The sequence below is a fragment of the Thioclava dalianensis genome (genome assembly GCF_000715505.1).
Taxonomy (GTDB): Bacteria; Pseudomonadota; Alphaproteobacteria; order Rhodobacterales; family Rhodobacteraceae; genus Thioclava; species Thioclava dalianensis.
Genome location: NZ_JHEH01000011.1, coordinates 36,227 through 53,059, shown reverse-complemented (window position 1 = coordinate 53,059; position 16,833 = coordinate 36,227). Strand labels below are relative to the sequence as shown.

Genomic DNA, 16,833 nt, shown 5'->3' with positions numbered 1-16,833 from the left:
CGCCTCACAATCCGTTTTGCAGATCGGCAACCTCGGTCAGCCGCACGGCAAGCTGCCCGTTCGGGTCACCCTCGACCTCGGTCAGCTCGCCCCGCGCGATCAGCTTATCGCCGACATAAAGCTCGACCGGATCATCGACCCGGCGATCCAGTGGCAAGACGGAATCGCGCTGCAGCCGCAACATGTCGCGCACCAGCGGGCGCGCCTTTCCGACAGAGATCGTGATTTCGATCGGCACCTGGCTGAACGGATTGGTTCCGGTTGTCTCGGCAGGGGCGTCAGTCATTGTGGCTCTCCTCGGCGGGGGCTTGGAAACAGGTGGCAAGGGTTTGGGAAATGCGCGCAAGCGCCTCGCTCAGGTCGATACGGGTCTCACCTTCGGCAAATTTTAGAAGCACTTGGCCCGTATCGAGGCTGGGCTCCGAGGTGTAGACAAGCGGCAGGGAGTCGCATCTGCGCAAGATCTCCTCGATCTGCGTCAAAGCCTCGGGATGGGCGACGATGGTGATCGGTGTCAGAGTCCGGGCCTCTGCAAGCGGCATCAGCTGGTCCGCCACTAGGCCCGGGATCGCGTCGCGCGCCATCGCTGGAAGGATCGTGGCGCAGATTTCAGTCAAAAGCGGCTCAATCGCATCGAGCATGTGCTGCCGCGCCTCGTGATAGGTGAAGGACAGTGCCTGAAGATTGCGCCCCAGATCGGCATGCAGCCGCGCCGTCTCGGCATTTTGGGCGGCCACCGCATCATCCCAGCCGGCCTGATACCCGGTCTCGAAGGAGGCAAGTTTGGCCTCCTCGAAGGCGACGGGATCCAGCTCGACCATCTCCTCTTCGGCGGGGAGTTGCTCGAAAGACTCGAGTTTCAGGCGCTGTGCCATCAGGCTTTCTCCTCGCTGTCATCCATCCAGTTGCGCAAGATCTCGACCGATTCGGCTTGCCGGGCTTCGATCAGCTTCTTCAGCCGCGTGACCGGGTCGCTCTCCAGTGCTCTTTCAGCGCCAATGCCGCTGAAGTCTCCAAGATCGAAATCTCCGGCCACCCCCATCGGCAGATCGCTCATGTCGAAATCAGAGACCACCTGCATGTTCATCTCGGGCATCGCGTCATCGGCAATCTCGCCGGTCAGCGCGGTGGGCCGATCCGAGGCGCTCTCTGGTTCGGGCGCGGGCAGCCCCCTTGCGGCGGATTCGGGCTGCTGCGTCAGGATCGGCCGGGCGACGAAAAGCCCAAGCACAAGTGCGACCAGTGCCAGAACGGCGATCTGGATGATCTGCGTGAGATCGAAGGACATGCCGCCAAGCGCGCCTGCCCCGGCATAGGTGCCTTGCTCGGGAAGGGATTCGAATTGCAGCGATTGCAAGGTGATCACATCGCCGCGCTCTGCATCAAAACCCACCGCGGAAGAGACCAGCTCCTTGAGCGTTGCCAGTTCTGCCTCTGAGCGGGGGGCCCAAGAGGTCGTCCCATCGGAGTTTTGCGTGGTGACCCCGTCAACGAGCACTGCAACGCTGAGGCGCTTGATCGCGCCGGGGGTGCGCAGCACTTCGCGACGGGTCTCGGACACTTCGTAATTCGTCCGCTCGCGCGTCTCAGAGCTTTGGCTTTGCGACTTCCCGCCATCTGCCGCGTCCCCTGTGGGCAGGTTCGAGGCGACGGTCACCGCTGCGGGCTGTGTTGCATCGGATTGTTTCGTCGTCTCGACCGTATCGGTAGAGATCGCGACGCGGCCCTCGGGATCGAAGCGATGCTCTGTGATCGCCTCGCGTTCGTTCATCGTCTCGACGGACAGCTCGACCACCGCATTGCCCGCGCCCACGCGCGCGGCGAGCAGACGTTCGACATTCTCCTTGAGCGCCTTGGCGCGCTCATCCGCGCCCTCCTGCGCAGAGCTATCCTCGCTCGAGGCGACCAATCCACGGGTGGAATCGATGATCGAGACGGCGTCGGGGCTCATCCCGGTCACGGCGGAGGCGACGAGATAGCGCAGCGCCTTGGCCTGTTCCGCCCCGATCGGCCCGCCGGTTCCTGTCACCGTAACCGATGCGCTGGGCGCCAAATCCTTGCGAAAGGGCTGGTTGGTGGGATGGGCGATATGCACGCGCGCTGAACGAATCGCCGGAGAGGCGGCGATCGTGCGTGCCAATTCGCCCTCCTTCGCGCGCCAATAGGCAGCATCGAACATCTGCGACGTCGTCCCGAAACCGGAAAGCGAATCCAGCAGCTCGTAGCCCGCCGATCCCCCGGCAGGCAGACCCTGGGCGGCCAGCGTCATGCGCAGGGCATCGCGTTGCGCGGCGGGCACGAAAATCGCGTCGCCACGCACCTCGTAGGCAACTCCCCTTTGTTCCAGCGCGCTTACGACCTCACCTGATTCCGATCCGCCAAGCCCGGCGAAAAGCAGGCTCATCGAGGGTTTCGATGCCATTGAGGAGATCGCGAGAATCGCGGCGAACATGGCCCCAGTTGCGAGGCTCACGATGATCCTTTTGCGCAGATCCAGAGCCTGCCAGACACCGAGTAGCTGTTGCAAAGCGCACCTCCTTGAGCGGGCGTTCTGCCCCGTCGCGTGCACTCACTTTCCACGAAGGCGCTTAACAATCGGTTAGTCGGTTTCGGGTTATGACTGCTTGCATCGAAGAAATCGGTGAGACCATGGCTGACATTGATATGACCGGTGCTGCCGATGCAGCGCCGAAGAAAAAGTCCAAGCTTCCGCTGTTGATCGGGGTGGTGCTTATGCTGCTGCTTGGTGGCGGCGGTTTCTTCGCAGTCTATTCGGGGATGATTCTTGCCCCGCCTGTGCCAGAGGGCGCGGCGGATGCCGAAGAGCACACGCCAGAGGCCGCGCCTTCAGCCTTGCCGGAAATTGCCTTCGTGGCGCTCGATCCGATGACAATCAATCTGGCCGGAAACGGCGCGCGCCATCTGCGATTCGTCGCCCAGCTTGAGGTTCCGGTCGCCTATCAATCCGATGTCGAGATGCTCAAGCCACGGGTGATGGACGTGCTGAACGGCTATCTGCGCGCGGTCGATACCGCCATGCTGGAAGATTCGTCTGCCCTGATGCGCCTGCGCGCGCAGATGCTGCGACGGGTGCAGATCGTGACCGGCGAGGGCCGGGTGCGCGATCTTCTGGTCATCGAATTCGTGCTGAATTGAGGGAGACGAAAATGCAGCTTATCTCGGATATCATTCTCGCCCTCGCGGCATTGGTGGCGGCAGGCTATTGCTTTGTCTTGGCCCGGCGTCTCAAGCAGTTCAATCAGCTTGAAAGCGGGATGGGGGGTGCGATTGCCGTGCTCTCGGCGCAGGTCGATGACATGACGCGGGCCCTGCAAAAAGCGCAGGCAACGGCGGCCCATTCGGAAACCGAGCTGCGCGCGCTTACCGAACGTGCGGAGGCGGGGGCGGAAAAACTCGAAATCCTGCTTGCCTCTTTGCATGACCTGCCCTCGGAGCCTGAACCGGCCCCCGTCGCGACGCCAGAGGTGACGCCTGAGCCTGAGCCGCGTCGTCGCGTGCTGCGCCGACGCCTGCGCGATATCGATCTGGAGGCGGCAGAATGAAGACGGCTGCACGCGCCACAACCGATACCAAGCGTTCGGGTCAAAAGAAGGCCCGGGGCCTTCGCCGCCGCCTCGGGCGGGGCCTCCTTTGGATCATCGCGGGTCTGTTTGTAAGCTCCGGGGTGCTGCGCCTTGTGGAAGCGGGGGGCAGTGCGATTGCCCGCCAGACCGAAAGCGCGGACGCGGCGGAGCAAACGGCGGGCGAATGTGTGACTGAGCCCGGGCTGATGGCGCTTCATGCGGAGCTGCAAAGCCGCGAGGAGACCCTGGCCGACCGCGAGGGCTCTTTGCTGGATCGTGAACAGGCCATGTCGATTGCCCAGACCCGACTTGAGGCGCGGCTTGCGGAACTGCGCGCCGCCGAAGAGGCTTTGTCGCAGACCGTCACGATCGCGGATCAGGCCGCCGAGAAGGACGTCGCGCGCCTCGTGACGCTTTACGAGAACATGAAGCCAAAACAGGCCGCCCCGCTTTTCGAAGAGATGTCCCCGGAATTTGCGGCAGGCTTTTTGGGGCGGATGCGTCCCGAGGCGGCGGCGGCGGTGCTTTCAAGCCTCGATCCCAAATCTGCCTATACGATCAGTGTTTTGATGGCCGGTCGCAATGCCGGCGCCCCGAAAGAATGAAGCGATCAGGCCTTTCTTAAGCCTCTTCTGCGAGAGTGCAGCTCGGATTTGGAGATAGTTTCATGGTCGGCATCATCGGTATCGTCATCATCTTCGCGATGGTCTTTGGAGGCTACGTTGCTGCGGGTGGAAAGATGGGGATTATCCTTAAATCCCTTCCGTTTGAAATGATCATGATCGGCGGTGCGGCGGTCGGAGCCTTCGTGCTGTCCAACGACATGGCCGCGATTAAACATACGCTCAAGGATATCGGAAAGGTCTTCAAGGGGCCGAAATGGAAGCCCGGCGATTATCGCGATTTGCTATGTCTGCTCTTTGAGCTGATCCGACTGGCGCGGCAGAACCCGGTCGCGATCGAAGAACATATCGAAGCGCCTGAAAGCTCGTCGATTTTCGGCAAGTATCCCAGGATCCTCCACGATCACGAGGCGATTGAAATCGTCTGCGACACGATGCGCTCCGCATCGATGAATTACGATGATCCGATGCAGGTCGAAGAAGTGCTCGATAAGCAGCTCGAGGCGAATTATCACCACGCGATGCACTCGTCGCATGCGATGCAATCCGTGGCCGACGCAATGCCCGCACTTGGCATCGTCGCGGCGGTTCTGGGTGTGATCAAGACGATGGCCTCAATTGATCAACCCCCAGAAATTCTGGGGAAAATGATCGGTGGTGCCTTGGTGGGGACATTCCTTGGCGTGTTTCTCGCCTACGGGTTCATCGCCCCCTTTGCCGCCCGTATGAAATCGGTGATCGACGAGGACAGCCATTTCTACAAGCTGATCCGTGAAGTGCTTGTCGCCAATCTGCATAATCACGCGACAAATATCTGCATCGAGGTGGGGCGGCAGAACACCCCGCATCACATTCGCCCGAGCTTCTCTGAACTCGAAGAGGCGCTCAAAAGCGTGAAGACGGAGGCGGCATGATGCTGCGGGCACTCGTTTTGCTGTGCTTGCTTGCCGCGCCCGCTCAGGCGGCGCGGATCAACGTGCTTTCGGGAGAGCATGAGGCCCTCACGCGGCTTGTCTTTATGGTGCCGCCCAATGCGCAGTGGGAGATCGAAGAAACCAATCGGGGTTTTCGCCTTGCGACGGATGCGCCCGATCCGCAGTTTCAGATGCAGGATGTCTTCCGACGAATCCCGCGCGATCGGGTGCTCGATCTGGAAACCGGGGTTGATCCGGGGACGGTACTCATTCGAACGGCCAAGGGGGTGAGATATTCCGCCTTCGCTCTTGCCGGTGGCGGGGTGGTCGTCGATTTCTACAGCGACCAGATTCGCCCCCAGCCGCGCCCGGCCGCGCTTGAACGGTCCGCTCGAACTGCGGCCTCACCGGTCCCATCCGCCGCTGCAAGCGAGGCGCCAACCGAACGCGTCACCCGACAGCCGGTCAAGATCGGTGAGCAGCATCTAGATCTTTACTGGGCCGAGCGGTCCGCGCCAGATCCAAGCCCCGCAAATGACCCGATTGCACCCCCTCAAGATGCGCCGCTTGCCCTGCCGGAGATCGCGCAGACCGATTCGCGGGTGGCCGCGGTCCAGTCCAATCTGATCAAGCAGTTGGGGCGCGCAGCCTCGCAGGGCTTGATTGAGCTTGAACTGCCGGAATTGCCAACTCGGCCCGACCGGGATCCGGGCAAGGAGGTTCAGGCGCTAGTCGCTGAGCCCACCGAAACATCCCATCTGCCGCGAGATCATATCGCGTTCAAATCCGAAACATCGGTGGATCAGGCAGAGCATCTTCGCAATGCCGGGTCACAAACCACGAAGACGGGTCTGCGCTGCGCCCCTGATGCGCTCTTCGCTGTCGGCTCCTGGCGCGGGGAGAGCGATGTGAGCACTCAGATCGGTGACGGACGCCGCGCCTTGCTTGGGGAGTTTGACAGGCCGGATCAGGTGCAGGTTCTCCAGCTCGCCCGCACTTTTCTTGCGTTCGGTTTCGGCGCCGAGGCGCGGGCGTTGTTGCGCGAGCTGGCCACCGAGGATCCCGCGCGCGACTCGCTGTTCTACCTGTCCGACATTCTCGATGAACGGCCAGAGAGCCGCACCGCGCGCTTCGCTCAGATGACAAGTTGCGACGGGGATGTGGCGCTTTGGGCGGTGCTTGGCGCAGACCCTCTGCCGGAGAAAGATCAGGTGAATTTCGCAGCTGTTCAGCGGGCCTATTTCGCGCTCTCGCCGGAGCTGCGCCACACGGTCGGCCCCGATCTTGTCGCGCGCCTGATCGCGATGGGGGCGTCGGATGTGGCCTATGCGCTGCGTCCGGCCCTGTCGCGCGTTTCGCAAGATGACAAGGCCGCGCTTGAGATGGTCGACGCGCAGATCGAGCTTGATGAGGGCGCGCCCGATGCGGAACCCGCGCTGCGCTCTGTCGTGGCCGAGGACGGTCCGCATGCCGCGCAAGCACTCCTCCTTCTCGTGGATGCGCGGCTCGCTGCAGGCCAGCCGATCGATGAGGCCACAATGCAGAATGCCCGCTCGCTTGCTTTCGAATTGCAAGGCACGCCGATCGGGCGCCGCTTGCTGCGCGCGGCGGCTCTCGGCCATGCATCAATTGGCGCGTTTGATGAGGGATATGGTTTGCTTGCGGATTGGCCTGCGGATGCCGAAGAAGATTTGCGTGCGCAGACACTGTCGGAGATCACGATGCTTCTTGGCAAACTCCCCGAGGATGACGGATTCACGCGTGCCTTTTTTGCGCATCGCGAGGCCGCGATTGCTGCAGGCGCAGATCCGGAGGTGCGCGCGACGCTTGCGGAGCGTTTGACGGCTTTGGGATTTGCTGCATCAGCCAAAACCCTTCTGACGAGGGCGGAGGCTTTGAACGACACGGATCGCTTTTTGTTGGCGCAAGTCGCTTTGCAGGAGAACGATGCCGCCGCCGCTCTGACCTATCTTGAGGGGCTTGAAGGGGCTGAAGTGACGGCTATGCGGGCCTCGGCGATGTCGCGGATCGGGGATCACGCCGCCGCGCTAAACTATTTCGCGAATGCGGGAGAGGCCGAACGTGCCACGCGAGAAGCCTGGCGCGATGGCAATTGGGAATACGTGAAACAACATGGCAGTGCACCGGAAAAGGCCTTTGTCGCGACGTTTGCTGCAGACGCAGACACAGCCGAGGCCGCGCCTCCGCCCGCAGGTCCGCTGGAACGCGCAGAAAGCTTGATCGCGGCGAGTCGCAAGGAGCGGGAATTGCTGGCCGATGTCCTCAATGCACTGGGGCCGACGCAGGTGGCGGCACCTTCCGAGGGAATGGTGGGCAATGAAATCGCGGCAAATCAATAGCCAATCGCGACCTTTCTCAGAGGCTGAAAACACAATCTAAAGGTTTTGCCCTTAACCCTTCAGACAGCATGAATTGCGTCGCCAAGGGAGAACCCAATGCAACAGATCTGTCTTGCGTTTTGTCTGATCGGCGCGCTGTTGGTCATGCCGATGCGTCTCGTGCATGCCCGCTCGTTGGACACTGCCGCGATGTGTGAACGCACCGCCGAGCTGGTCGCAGGTGAGACGAAAGTGCCGATCTCTGTGCTCAAAGCGATTTCGCTCACGGAAACCGGACGCAAGCGCGACGGCACCTTTCGGCCCTGGCCCTGGACGGTGAATATGGAAGGGGCTGGGCATTGGTTCGACACCCGTGATGAGGCTCTGCGCTATGTGTTTCGTGAATATAAGCGCGGCGCGCGGAGCTTCGATGTCGGCTGCTTTCAGATCAATTTCAAATGGCATGGCGATCAGTTCGCATCGATCGAGGAAATGTTCGATCCGCTTGCCAACGGGCGCTACGCCGCGCGTTTCCTTCGCGAGCTATATGAAGAATTGGGCGATTGGACGCAGGCCGCCGGTGCCTTTCATTCGCGCACCAAGATACATGCCGACCGCTATTCAAAACGGTTCGCCAGCCTGCGTGAAGGCTTCATCGAGGAAGATAGGAACATGGCGCAGCTGCGGCCAGCGCGGATCCAAGACACAGCGGCGATATCGCCCACACGTTCCTCGCAGGATCTCTCGGACATCCCTGAAATTCCCGATATCGTCTCGGCGCAAAACCCGGTGGTGCCGCCGCGCCGTGCGAATAGCTACCCTCTCCTGATCCGCGATGAGAGCGCGACGCCACGGCTTGGCCATGCCGCGGGCGCATCGCTTTTCGCCTCCGCTCTGGCACGGCGTGCAGAGAAATGACGCCGAGCTTGACCCTGCGCCGGATCTTTCAGCCCACGATCCTTCTTGCGCTGGCCCTGATGGCGATCATCGTGATGATGATCCTGCCCGTGCCCGCATGGGTTCTCGATGTCGGCCTTGCGACATCCTTCGCGCTCGCCATCCTAATTTTCACGGTTACGCTGTTCATCGAGCGCCCTCTGGATTTTTCGGCCTTCCCGACGATCCTGCTTGGCTCGCTGATGCTGCGCCTCTCGCTCAACGTCACCTCCACCAAGCTGATCATTGGCGAGGGGCATACTGGCACAGGCGCCGCTGGGGACGTGATCGAAGGCTTCGCGAATTTCATCATGAGCGGCTCGGTCCTGATCGGGCTTGTCGTGTTCTGCGTGATCCTGATCGTGAATTTTATCGTGATCACCAAGGGCGCGGGCCGGATGGCCGAAGTCGGCGCACGCTTTGCGCTTGATGCGATGCCAGGCAAGCAGCTCGCGATCGACAGCGATATGAATGCGGGCGCGATCGATCACGCCGAAGCGCGCGAGCGGCGCGAACGCGAGCAGGCCGAGACCACCTTCTTCGGCTCGCTCGATGGCGCGTCGAAATTCGTCAAGGGCGACGCTGTGGCGGGCTTGCTGATCACCATGCTCAACCTCGTGATGGGGCTGATCATCGGGACGGCGGTCCACGGAATGCCGATTGGGCGCGCGCTGGAAACCTATGCGATCCTGACGGTCGGCGATGGGTTGGTGAGCCAGATCCCGGCCGTGATCATCTCGATTGCCTCAGCGCTTTTGCTGTCGCGCGGCGGGGCGAAGGGCTCCACCGATCTAGAGATGTTCCGTCAATTGGGCAAATACCCTCCAGCCCTTGCGACGGTCGGCATCTTGATGGGGCTCTTTGGCTTGGTGCCGGGGCTGCCCTTCGTCCCCTTCATGCTGGGCGCTACGATCTTGGGCGGGGCTGCCTATATGTTGGCCCGGAACGAGCGGGCGCGGCTGCGGCGCGAGGCGATGAAGATGCCCGCGCCAGAAAAAGTCGCTCCGAAAAAGTCGCTCGGCGATATGCTCGATGTCGATGATATCCATGTCGAGTTCTCGCCGGATCTGGTCGCGATGGCTCTGGACCCGGCCACCGGGCTGGATGCGCGGATTTCGAATATGCGTAACCATGTGGCTACGAATTTTGGCTTGATCCTCCCTGAGATCCGGCTGACCGACGATGCGACGCTTGGGCCGGGCGGCTACCGGATCCGCATTCAGGGCGTCGAGCAGGCGCGAGACCGGCTTTACCCGGAGCGCGTTCTGGCGCTGATCGCCGACAATCGCGAGATCCTGCCCGAAGGGCCCGAGGTGCGCGAGCCGGTCTTTCAGGCGCCCGCGCGCTGGGTGTCGGCGGACACGCAGGAAGAGGCGGCTCTGGCGGGCTCGACCGTTGTCAGCCCGACCGAAGTTCTGGCCACCCATCTGCTGGAGGTGATCAAGGCGAATTTCGCGCGTCTGATGACACAGCGGGCCTTGCGGCGGTTGCTCGACGAGGTGGTCAACCTTTCGGATCCCGCTCGTGCCCAAGCCAATCGCCGCGTGCTCGAGGAACTCGTCCCTGACAAGGTGCCGGTCGATCTGCTTCTTGCAGTGTTGCGGTTGCTGCTTGAGGAACGGGTGTCGATCCGCAACCTTTTGCTGATCATCGAAGCGATCGCGGAGGTGCGCAGCCTGCCGACGCCCGAGGCGATCTGCGAACATGTGCGGCAACGGCTGGGCTTTCAGCTTGTGGCAGAGCTGCGCCGCGAAGATGGAACGATCCCGCTCATTCAACTGGCGCCCGAATGGGAGGAGACCTTCGGCACCTATACGGTCGGGGAGCGCGGGGCGGGTGATGTTGCCTTGCCGCCCGAGATGTTCAATCGGCTGGCGGGCAATATCGCCGAGCGGCTGTCCGTGGCCGGGCAAAGCGGGATCTTCCCAGCGCTGGTCGCATCGGGACGGCGGCGGCGGTTTCTGCGCACGGTGCTCAGCGCGAAAGGGATCGCGGCCCCGGTGCTCAGCTTTGAAGAGATCGGATTGGACGCGCGCCCCGCGATGGTCGGGATGGTGGCCGCATGACCGAGGCGCTCGTGCAGCTTCTCGATGGCAGTCGGGCCGCGCTGTTTCTGGGCTTCGTGGTGCTATTGCGCGTGGGCGGTCTGGTGGCGCTCGCCCCGGGCGTTGGAGAGCAAGCCGTGCCGGCGCGCATCAAAACCATGATCGCGCTGGGCCTTACCGTGCTCGTGATGCCCGCGCTTGCGACCGATCTGGCCCCCTTGCGCAGCCGTGAGGGCATACCGTTCTGGATGCTCTCTGAGCTCATGATCGGGCTGTTTCTTGGGCTGGGGCTGCGCGCCTTCGTGTTCGCGCTTCAGGTGGCGGGGACGATTGCCGCGCAGGCGACATCGCTGTCGCAACTGCTTGGCGGGATGGGCGGCGAGCCGCAGCCCGCCGTGGGAAACCTCTTGCTGATCGCGGCCATTGCTTTGCTGATGAAGCTGGGATTTGCCGTGCATCTAACCGCGTTTCTGATCGGCTCTTACGATGTGCTCCCCGCAGGGGCGTGGCCCGATGCCGGCGCGTTGCGGATGTGGGGCGTCTCGGGGATCGCGCAGAGTTTCGTGCTGGCCTTCATGATCGCCGCACCCTTCGTGATTACTGGCCTGATTTACAATGTGGCCCTTGGCGCGATCAACCGTGCGATGCCACAGCTTATGGTCGCTTTCGTCGGGGCGCCTGCGCTGACGGCGGGTGGCTTGATGCTTTTGGCCATCGCGCTGCCCGGCGGGATCGTCCTGTGGCATGAGGCGATCCGCGACTTTCTGGGCAACCCGTTCGTGGTGCCTCCATGAGTGAGGAAGACGCCGCCGAAAAGGAATATGAACCGACCGAGCACAAGCTGACAGAGGCCCGCCGGAAGGGCGATCTTGTGCGCTCGAGCGAAATCGCGGTGGCGGCGGTCTATGGCGGCTTCCTGCTTGCGATCGCTGCCGTGGGGCATGTCGCGCTTGAGCAGTTCGGGTCGCGCGCAATGGTGATGCTCGATCGCGCCGACAGCCTGTCGAAAACCATTTTTTCGGGCGGGAGCGCTTTGGGGATGGGCGCGATGTTCTCGATGCTCGCGCCGGTCGCTCCGTTCCTGCTGGGGCCGCTGATTGCCGCCTTGGTCGCCTATTGGGCGCAGCGCGCCATCGTGGCCGCCCCCGAGAAGCTGCAACCCAAGCTCAGCCGCATCAATCCAATGGCGAATGCCGTGCAGAAATTCGGACGCAACGGTCTGTTCGAATTCGCGAAAAGCACGGTGAAGCTCATCGTGATCTCGGTCGTTCTGGCGTTTTATCTGCGGGCCAAATTGGACGAGATCCTCGTGAGCCAGCGTCTGTCTCCGGGGCAGTCCAGCGGGATGCTGATGGAGATGATCGTCGAATTTCTCGCACTTGTCACGGGGCTCGCGGCCCTGATGGGGGCGGTCGATTACTTCTGGCAGCGTGCCGATTTTCTGCGCCGCAACCGGATGAGCCGCAAGGAACTCATGGATGAGATGAAGCAATCAGAAGGCGATCCGCATCTCAAGGGCCAGCGTCGCCAACGCGGTATCGAGATTGCGACAGGTCAGACATTGCGTAATGCGGCTCAGGCCGATGTGATCATCGTCAACCCGACGCATTATGCCGTGGCTCTGAAATGGGATCGCGAAAGTGGCCGCGCGCCGACCTGCGTGGCCAAAGGCATGGATGCGCTGGCCGCACGGATCCGCGAGATCGCGGCGGAATCAGGCGTGCCGATTCATTCCGATCCACCGACCGCGCGTGCGCTCTATGCCGTGGTTGAGGTCGGCGAGGATATCCGGCCCGAACATTACAAGCCCGTGGCCGCAGCGATCCGCTTTGCCGAGAAGATGCGCGCGCGGGCGGGCCGTCGGAGATCATGATGAACAAGCGCCGCCAACTCAGCCGCCTCACGGATCTGGCGCAGATACATCGGATGGTGGCGCTGAGCGGGTTTGCAGCGCTCGCGCGCGAGCGTCAGGCAATCGAGGCGCAGCGCGAGGCTTTGGCCGCAGAGCAACGCAGCGCCCGAAAATCTGCGGCGGCCAGTCCTGAGACCGCCATTGCCGCTGCGCGCTTTGACACCTTTGTGCACAACCGGACGGAGCAGATTACAGACGAACTCAAAGCGGGCGCCCCTCGCTTTGAGGGCGCCCGCGATGCGGCTGCGCGCGCCGTGGGGCGGCACGCGGCACTTGTCAAACTTGCGAAACGGCAAAACCCTTAGGCGGGGTGCGGCGTGCTCAGGTGTCCTGACGCACGATGTCCGAGATGAGGATAGCGATCACTTGGTCGCCAAGGATGCTTTGTGCGGTCTCGCGGAGAGACATGCGCAGCCGATCCATCGTGGCCGCGCCGGTGAAATCACCGGCGAAGCCACCAACATTGGCGTGGTCGAACAGAACTTGCAGGAATGCATCGCGCAGTTTGGGTTCGGCGCGATAGACGGCCTCGGTCCCACCGACCCGGACTTCAAGGCCAAGCGACAGGAGCACAAGCGAGCTTACCTTGCCAGAGGTCACGACGGGCACGATGAATTGGTTGTTCAGTTTGACAAATTCCGTGGTGGCTTCGCCTTCTTCTTCGCCCGGGGGCAAGCTTTGCAGATCGTGATCGGTCTGCACCGGTCCGCACTCGGCCAGCGCCTCGGGGTCGGGCGGGGGCGGGCGCAGGAAATAGCCCGCCCCGCCACCCCCCGCGAGCCCGACAAGCGCCAGGAGAATCGGTATGAGTTTGCCCATCGAACGTCCCCTTAGAATGGCAGCAGGATATCGGTGATCTGTTGGCCATAGCGCGGCTGCTGCACGTCGCTGATCTGGCCGCGCCCGCCATATGAAATCCGGGCGCCGGCGATCTTGTCATAGGTGATCTCGTTTTGGCGGCTGATATCCTCGGGCCGGACAAAGCCGCTTACCACCAGCTCACGCACCTCGTAATTCACCCGGACCTCTTGGCTGCCCTGGATGCGCAAGACGCCGTTTGGCAGCGTCTCGATGATGGTAACCGCGACGCGCAGAGTGAGCTTTTCATTGCGCGAGACAGAGCCGTCCCCGCGATAGGATGAGCTGGAATTGGTCGAGACCGCATCAGCCATCGAGGCCCCGTCTGGCAGCACCTTGTCCAGACGTTGCGGAATGCCCAGCAAGGAGGGGATGCCAAGGCTTTCCGAGCCCGAGCGCGACCGTCCGCTGGAATTGGAAATCTCTGCCTTGTCGTCGATCTCGATAACGACCGTCATGATATCCCCGCGCTGGGCGGCGCGCCGGTCGCCCAAAAGCGAGTTGCGCGATCCCGACCAAAGCGAGGCATCCTGCGTGGGGCGCCGCCGCTCTATCTCGACCGGCATTGCCACGCTCGACATCGCGAAGAACTCGTTGCCGCTTTCCACAGGCGTGAAGCCCGGCTCTTTTCCGACATTCTCGAGACGCCCGCAGGACGCCATCGCAAGCACCAAAAGCAGCGCGCGCAGTTTCATGGCATGGGTCTCCTCACTGGGTGACATAAGCGGCGCCGTCCTTGGCAAGCCGGGCGTTGACGGTGGCTTTCGAGGCGGCGTTCATCACGCGGATCGTCTCGCCGATCCCGGCGCGCTCCAATGCGCGCCCCTCGGTGCGGATCGTCAGCCCGCCCTTGAGAAAGATGAGAGGTAAAAACTGGTTGCGCTCTACGATGGCGGGCTTGCCGAGATCGCTGATACGGATCGGGCGCCCGGCATAAAGCGTGACGCGCGTCTCAAGTCCGACGACCTCTGCGGGCTCTGTAAACGTGCCTGCACGCGTGCCCGGTTCGACCTGAACATCCTCGGCTGCCAGCACGGTTTGCGCGCGGATCGTGCGCGCCGCGACCAGTTGCTCGGCCCATCCGGGTGTCGCTGCGGCACAAAGGGCCCAGCACAGGGTGAGGCGTAACATCAGCGCACCTGAGTCGTTGCGCCGAGCATCTGGTCGGCGGCGGTGATCACCTTGGCGTTGAGCTCATAGCCACGTTGCGCCTTGATCAACTCGGTGATTTCGCGGACGGGATCGACAGAGCTTTCCTCCAGATAGCCCTGCCGCAGCGTGCCCAGCCCGTCCTGTCCCGGCGTGGCGACCACCGGCGGACCGGAGGCCCCGGTTTCCAGAAATGTGTTCGACCCGATCGCCTCAAGACCTTTTTCATTGGTGAAGTTCGCCAGCGTGAACTGCCCCAGAAGCTGCGGCTGCACCTGATCATTGAAATAGGCATACATCTCGCCATCGGCATTGATCGCGATGGCGCGGGCATCTGCGGGGATCGTGATATTCGGCACGACTGGAAAGCCGTCCGACGTCACAACCTGCCCGTCAGCCGAGCGTTTGAGACCGCCATCGCGGGTATAGGCCGAGATCCCCGACGGCAGCGTGATCTCCAGATAGCCGCTCCCGTCGATCGCGACATCCAGATCGCCGCCCGTGGCGGTGAGCGAGCCCTGCGCCAGCGTCACCGTCACCGCAGTGGGACGCACGCCCAGACCAAGCTGCACGCCCGCCGGGATTTGCGTGCCATCGGTGGCATTGATCGTGCCGGGTCGCGTCATTTGCTGATAATGCAGATCGGCAAACTCGGCGCGCCGCGTGTTGTAGCCCGTGGTCGACATGTTCGCGAGGTTGTTCGAGATCACCTCGACCCGCATTTGCTGGGCACTCATTCCCGAGGCTGCGATTTGAAGGGCGCGCATGGCTGTCTCCTGATGTTAGCGACCCAGCGTCGTGATGACGCCGCGGATGCGTTCATCCTCTCGGTCGAGGAATTTCTGGCCCAGCTCATAGGCGCGCTGGACCTCGATCATGCGGGAAATCTCGGTGATCGGATCGACATTCGACTCCTCCCGATATCCCTGCAAAAGCGTGGCCTGCTCGACCGGTTCTGCCCCGGCCTCAGTGCTGAAGCGGGTCCCGCCGACATGGCGCAGCCCGGCTGGATCGGTGGGAAGGAACACCCCGACCTGAGCAATCGGATTGCCCTGGGCCGAAAGCGTGCCGTCGGGGGCAAGGGCGATATCACCCACCCCGCCGGGCACCGCGATGGCCGTGCCACCCGGATCAAGCAGACGGTAGCCATCGGGTGTCAGCAGCTCGCCTTCGGGGGAGGGGATGAAGCTACCCGCGCGGGTCAATTGGTTGCCCTGCGGGGTCTCGATCATGAAGAACCCCTCGCCCTCAATGGCGAAGTCAAAGGCATTGCCGGTCTGGGTGAGCCCGCCTTGCGTCAGATCGATCTCACGCCCGCGCGCATCGGCCATCGACAGCGAGGGTTCCTGCGCCTGCAGCGCGGCCACATGCTCTGCGAAGATCACCCCTTCGCGGCGAAACCCGGTGGTTGAGGCATTGGCGATATTGTTGGCCACGACGCGCATTTCCTGCATCAAGCCGGACTGGCGGTTCAACGCGGCATAGATGGAGTTGTCCATAGGTCAGATCTCCGCAATCAAAGGCACGAGCGTCTGGGTGAAGAAATCGACCAGCGCATCGGACATGAATGACATCGACACCCAGAACACGATCAGCATCGCACCGACCTTCGGCACGAAGGTCAGCGTCATTTCCTGCACCGAGGTCAGCGCCTGAAAGAGACCGATGGTGACGCCTGCGATGAGGGCGACACCCAGCAGCGGGGCCGAGATCATCACGGCGATCCAAAGGCCCTGCCGCAGCGTGTCGAAGAAGACGGCTTCCTGCATCAGACCGGCATCCTGAGAATTTCCTGATAGGCCTCGACGACCTTGTTGCGTACGGTCACGGCGGTCTCGACGGCCAGCTCTGTCTGGGCGAGCGCCTGCACCAGCGCATGCGGATCAGCGCCGCCGGTCATCGCGGCTTTCGCGGTCTCCTCACCGTGTTGAAGCGTCTCTGCAAAGGAGCCGGCAACTTGCCAGAACGCAGAGCCAGCCTGCCCGGCCGCTTGCGACTGCGGGGCCGCAGCGGCGCGGGCGTTGGCATAGCTTTGCGATGCAAGAGAGGTGTTGAAATCCATTCTGGAAGTCCTCTTTGTTAACGGCGAAGCAACTCGAGCAGGGACGACGACATTTGCCGCGCCTGATCGAACATCTTGAGATTCGCCTCGTAGCTGCGTTGCGCTTCGCGCGCGTCAGCGATTTCGACCACCAGATCGACATTAGAGCCGTTGTAGTAGCCGGTTTCATCGGCCATCGGGTGGCCGGGGTCGTAGATGCGAGAGAGCTCTCGCCGGTCAAGCTGGACGGATCCGAGCGTCACCTCTCCGGTGCGCGTGCCGCCATCGAAGACCTGCTCGAACGCGGCGGTCTTGCGGTGATAGCCGGGCGTGTCGGTATTCGCGATGTTCTCAGATACATGGCGCAGGCGCATCGCTTGCGCTTTCATGCCGGAGGCAGAGCTGCTCAGGGCGCTGGAAAAATCTCCCATG

Annotated in this window: 21 protein-coding genes; 10 read left to right on the top strand and 11 right to left on the bottom strand. The window is 62.5% G+C overall.

Annotated features, from left to right (window positions below; genetic code table 11):
* Window positions 1-4 precede the first annotated feature (4 nt).
* The 3 genes from DL1_RS10635 to fliF are packed head-to-tail and all read right to left on the bottom strand — an operon-like array spanning window position 5 to window position 2,527.
* Window positions 5-286, bottom strand: a complete 282-nt coding sequence (locus DL1_RS10635) for a FliM/FliN family flagellar motor switch protein (RefSeq protein WP_038065900.1) — start codon at window positions 284-286, stop codon at window positions 5-7.
* Window positions 279-875 (bottom strand): FliH/SctL family protein, encoded by a 597-nt coding sequence (locus tag DL1_RS10630; RefSeq protein WP_038065897.1) that lies wholly within the window; start codon window positions 873-875, stop codon window positions 279-281. Before DL1_RS10630 ends, DL1_RS10635 begins: the two co-directional genes overlap by 8 nt.
* Complete coding sequence (gene fliF, locus DL1_RS10625) at window positions 875-2,527, bottom strand: flagellar basal-body MS-ring/collar protein FliF (RefSeq protein WP_038065895.1); 1,653 nt, start codon at window positions 2,525-2,527, stop codon at window positions 875-877. Before fliF ends, DL1_RS10630 begins: the two co-directional genes overlap by 1 nt.
* Before the next feature lie 122 nt (window positions 2,528-2,649).
* Between fliF and DL1_RS10620 the strand changes: the two genes are divergently transcribed.
* The 10 genes from DL1_RS10620 to DL1_RS10575 all read left to right on the top strand — a co-directional run bounded on the left by DL1_RS10620 (window position 2,650) and on the right by DL1_RS10575 (window position 12,658).
* Window positions 2,650-3,156: a flagellar basal body-associated FliL family protein gene (locus DL1_RS10620; protein ID WP_038066014.1), complete on the top strand. Its 507-nt coding sequence runs from the start codon at window positions 2,650-2,652 to the stop codon at window positions 3,154-3,156.
* A gap of 11 nt (window positions 3,157-3,167) precedes the next feature.
* Window positions 3,168-3,563: a DUF6468 domain-containing protein gene (locus tag DL1_RS10615; RefSeq protein WP_038065892.1), complete on the top strand. Its 396-nt coding sequence runs from the start codon at window positions 3,168-3,170 to the stop codon at window positions 3,561-3,563.
* Window positions 3,560-4,189 carry a MotE family protein gene (locus DL1_RS10610; RefSeq protein ID WP_038065890.1) on the top strand — a complete coding sequence of 210 codons (630 nt, stop codon included), beginning with the start codon at window positions 3,560-3,562 and terminating at the stop codon, window positions 4,187-4,189. Before DL1_RS10615 ends, DL1_RS10610 begins: the two co-directional genes overlap by 4 nt.
* A 62-nt stretch (window positions 4,190-4,251) precedes the next feature.
* The gene (gene motA, locus DL1_RS10605) at window positions 4,252-5,121 is read left to right on the top strand and encodes a flagellar motor stator protein MotA (RefSeq protein ID WP_038065887.1); all 870 of its coding nucleotides are present in this window, start codon (window positions 4,252-4,254) and stop codon (window positions 5,119-5,121) included.
* Window positions 5,118-7,481, top strand: coding sequence for a hypothetical protein (locus DL1_RS10600; protein ID WP_038065884.1), 2,364 nt, complete (start codon window positions 5,118-5,120; stop codon window positions 7,479-7,481). The genes motA and DL1_RS10600 overlap by 4 nt, the downstream gene beginning before the upstream one ends.
* A gap of 96 nt (window positions 7,482-7,577) precedes the next feature.
* Window positions 7,578-8,378 (top strand): transglycosylase SLT domain-containing protein, encoded by an 801-nt coding sequence (locus DL1_RS10595; protein ID WP_038065882.1) that lies wholly within the window; start codon window positions 7,578-7,580, stop codon window positions 8,376-8,378.
* Complete coding sequence (gene flhA / locus DL1_RS10590; protein WP_038065879.1) at window positions 8,375-10,462, top strand: flagellar biosynthesis protein FlhA; 2,088 nt, start codon at window positions 8,375-8,377, stop codon at window positions 10,460-10,462. Before DL1_RS10595 ends, flhA begins: the two co-directional genes overlap by 4 nt.
* Window positions 10,459-11,235: a flagellar biosynthetic protein FliR gene (locus DL1_RS10585; protein ID WP_051693483.1), complete on the top strand. Its 777-nt coding sequence runs from the start codon at window positions 10,459-10,461 to the stop codon at window positions 11,233-11,235. The genes flhA and DL1_RS10585 overlap by 4 nt, the downstream gene beginning before the upstream one ends.
* The gene (locus DL1_RS10580) at window positions 11,232-12,314 is read left to right on the top strand and encodes an EscU/YscU/HrcU family type III secretion system export apparatus switch protein (protein WP_038065876.1); all 1,083 of its coding nucleotides are present in this window, start codon (window positions 11,232-11,234) and stop codon (window positions 12,312-12,314) included. Before DL1_RS10585 ends, DL1_RS10580 begins: the two co-directional genes overlap by 4 nt.
* The gene (locus DL1_RS10575) at window positions 12,314-12,658 is read left to right on the top strand and encodes a hypothetical protein (RefSeq protein WP_038065873.1); all 345 of its coding nucleotides are present in this window, start codon (window positions 12,314-12,316) and stop codon (window positions 12,656-12,658) included. Before DL1_RS10580 ends, DL1_RS10575 begins: the two co-directional genes overlap by 1 nt.
* 16 nt (window positions 12,659-12,674) lie before the next feature.
* On the opposite strand, the gene DL1_RS10570 is transcribed toward DL1_RS10575, so the two are convergent.
* Genes DL1_RS10570 through flgC form a run of 8 tightly spaced genes read right to left on the bottom strand, consistent with a single transcriptional unit; the run spans window position 12,675 to window position 16,832 of the window.
* Window positions 12,675-13,172, bottom strand: coding sequence for a flagellar basal body-associated FliL family protein (locus tag DL1_RS10570; RefSeq protein ID WP_038065872.1), 498 nt, complete (start codon window positions 13,170-13,172; stop codon window positions 12,675-12,677).
* Between the two features lie 11 nt (window positions 13,173-13,183).
* Window positions 13,184-13,906, bottom strand: coding sequence for a flagellar basal body L-ring protein FlgH (flgH, locus tag DL1_RS10565; protein WP_038065869.1), 723 nt, complete (start codon window positions 13,904-13,906; stop codon window positions 13,184-13,186).
* Between the two features lie 13 nt (window positions 13,907-13,919).
* A complete protein-coding gene (gene flgA / locus DL1_RS10560; protein ID WP_051693482.1) occupies window positions 13,920-14,342 on the bottom strand; it encodes a flagellar basal body P-ring formation chaperone FlgA in 423 nt (140 codons plus the stop codon).
* Window positions 14,342-15,127: a flagellar basal-body rod protein FlgG gene (gene flgG, locus DL1_RS10555; protein ID WP_038065867.1), complete on the bottom strand. Its 786-nt coding sequence runs from the start codon at window positions 15,125-15,127 to the stop codon at window positions 14,342-14,344. The genes flgA and flgG overlap by 1 nt, the downstream gene beginning before the upstream one ends.
* 15 nt (window positions 15,128-15,142) lie before the next feature.
* Window positions 15,143-15,859 carry a flagellar hook-basal body complex protein gene (locus DL1_RS10550; protein WP_038065864.1) on the bottom strand — a complete coding sequence of 239 codons (717 nt, stop codon included), beginning with the start codon at window positions 15,857-15,859 and terminating at the stop codon, window positions 15,143-15,145.
* A 3-nt stretch (window positions 15,860-15,862) separates the two neighbouring features.
* Entirely contained in the window at window positions 15,863-16,129 is a 267-nt protein-coding gene (locus DL1_RS10545) for a flagellar biosynthetic protein FliQ (protein ID WP_038065861.1), read from the bottom strand.
* Window positions 16,129-16,422, bottom strand: a complete 294-nt coding sequence (gene fliE / locus DL1_RS10540; RefSeq protein WP_038065859.1) for a flagellar hook-basal body complex protein FliE — start codon at window positions 16,420-16,422, stop codon at window positions 16,129-16,131. Before fliE ends, DL1_RS10545 begins: the two co-directional genes overlap by 1 nt.
* A 17-nt stretch (window positions 16,423-16,439) precedes the next feature.
* Entirely contained in the window at window positions 16,440-16,832 is a 393-nt protein-coding gene (gene flgC, locus DL1_RS10535) for a flagellar basal body rod protein FlgC (protein ID WP_038065858.1), read from the bottom strand.
* Window position 16,833: the final 1 nt, after the last annotated feature.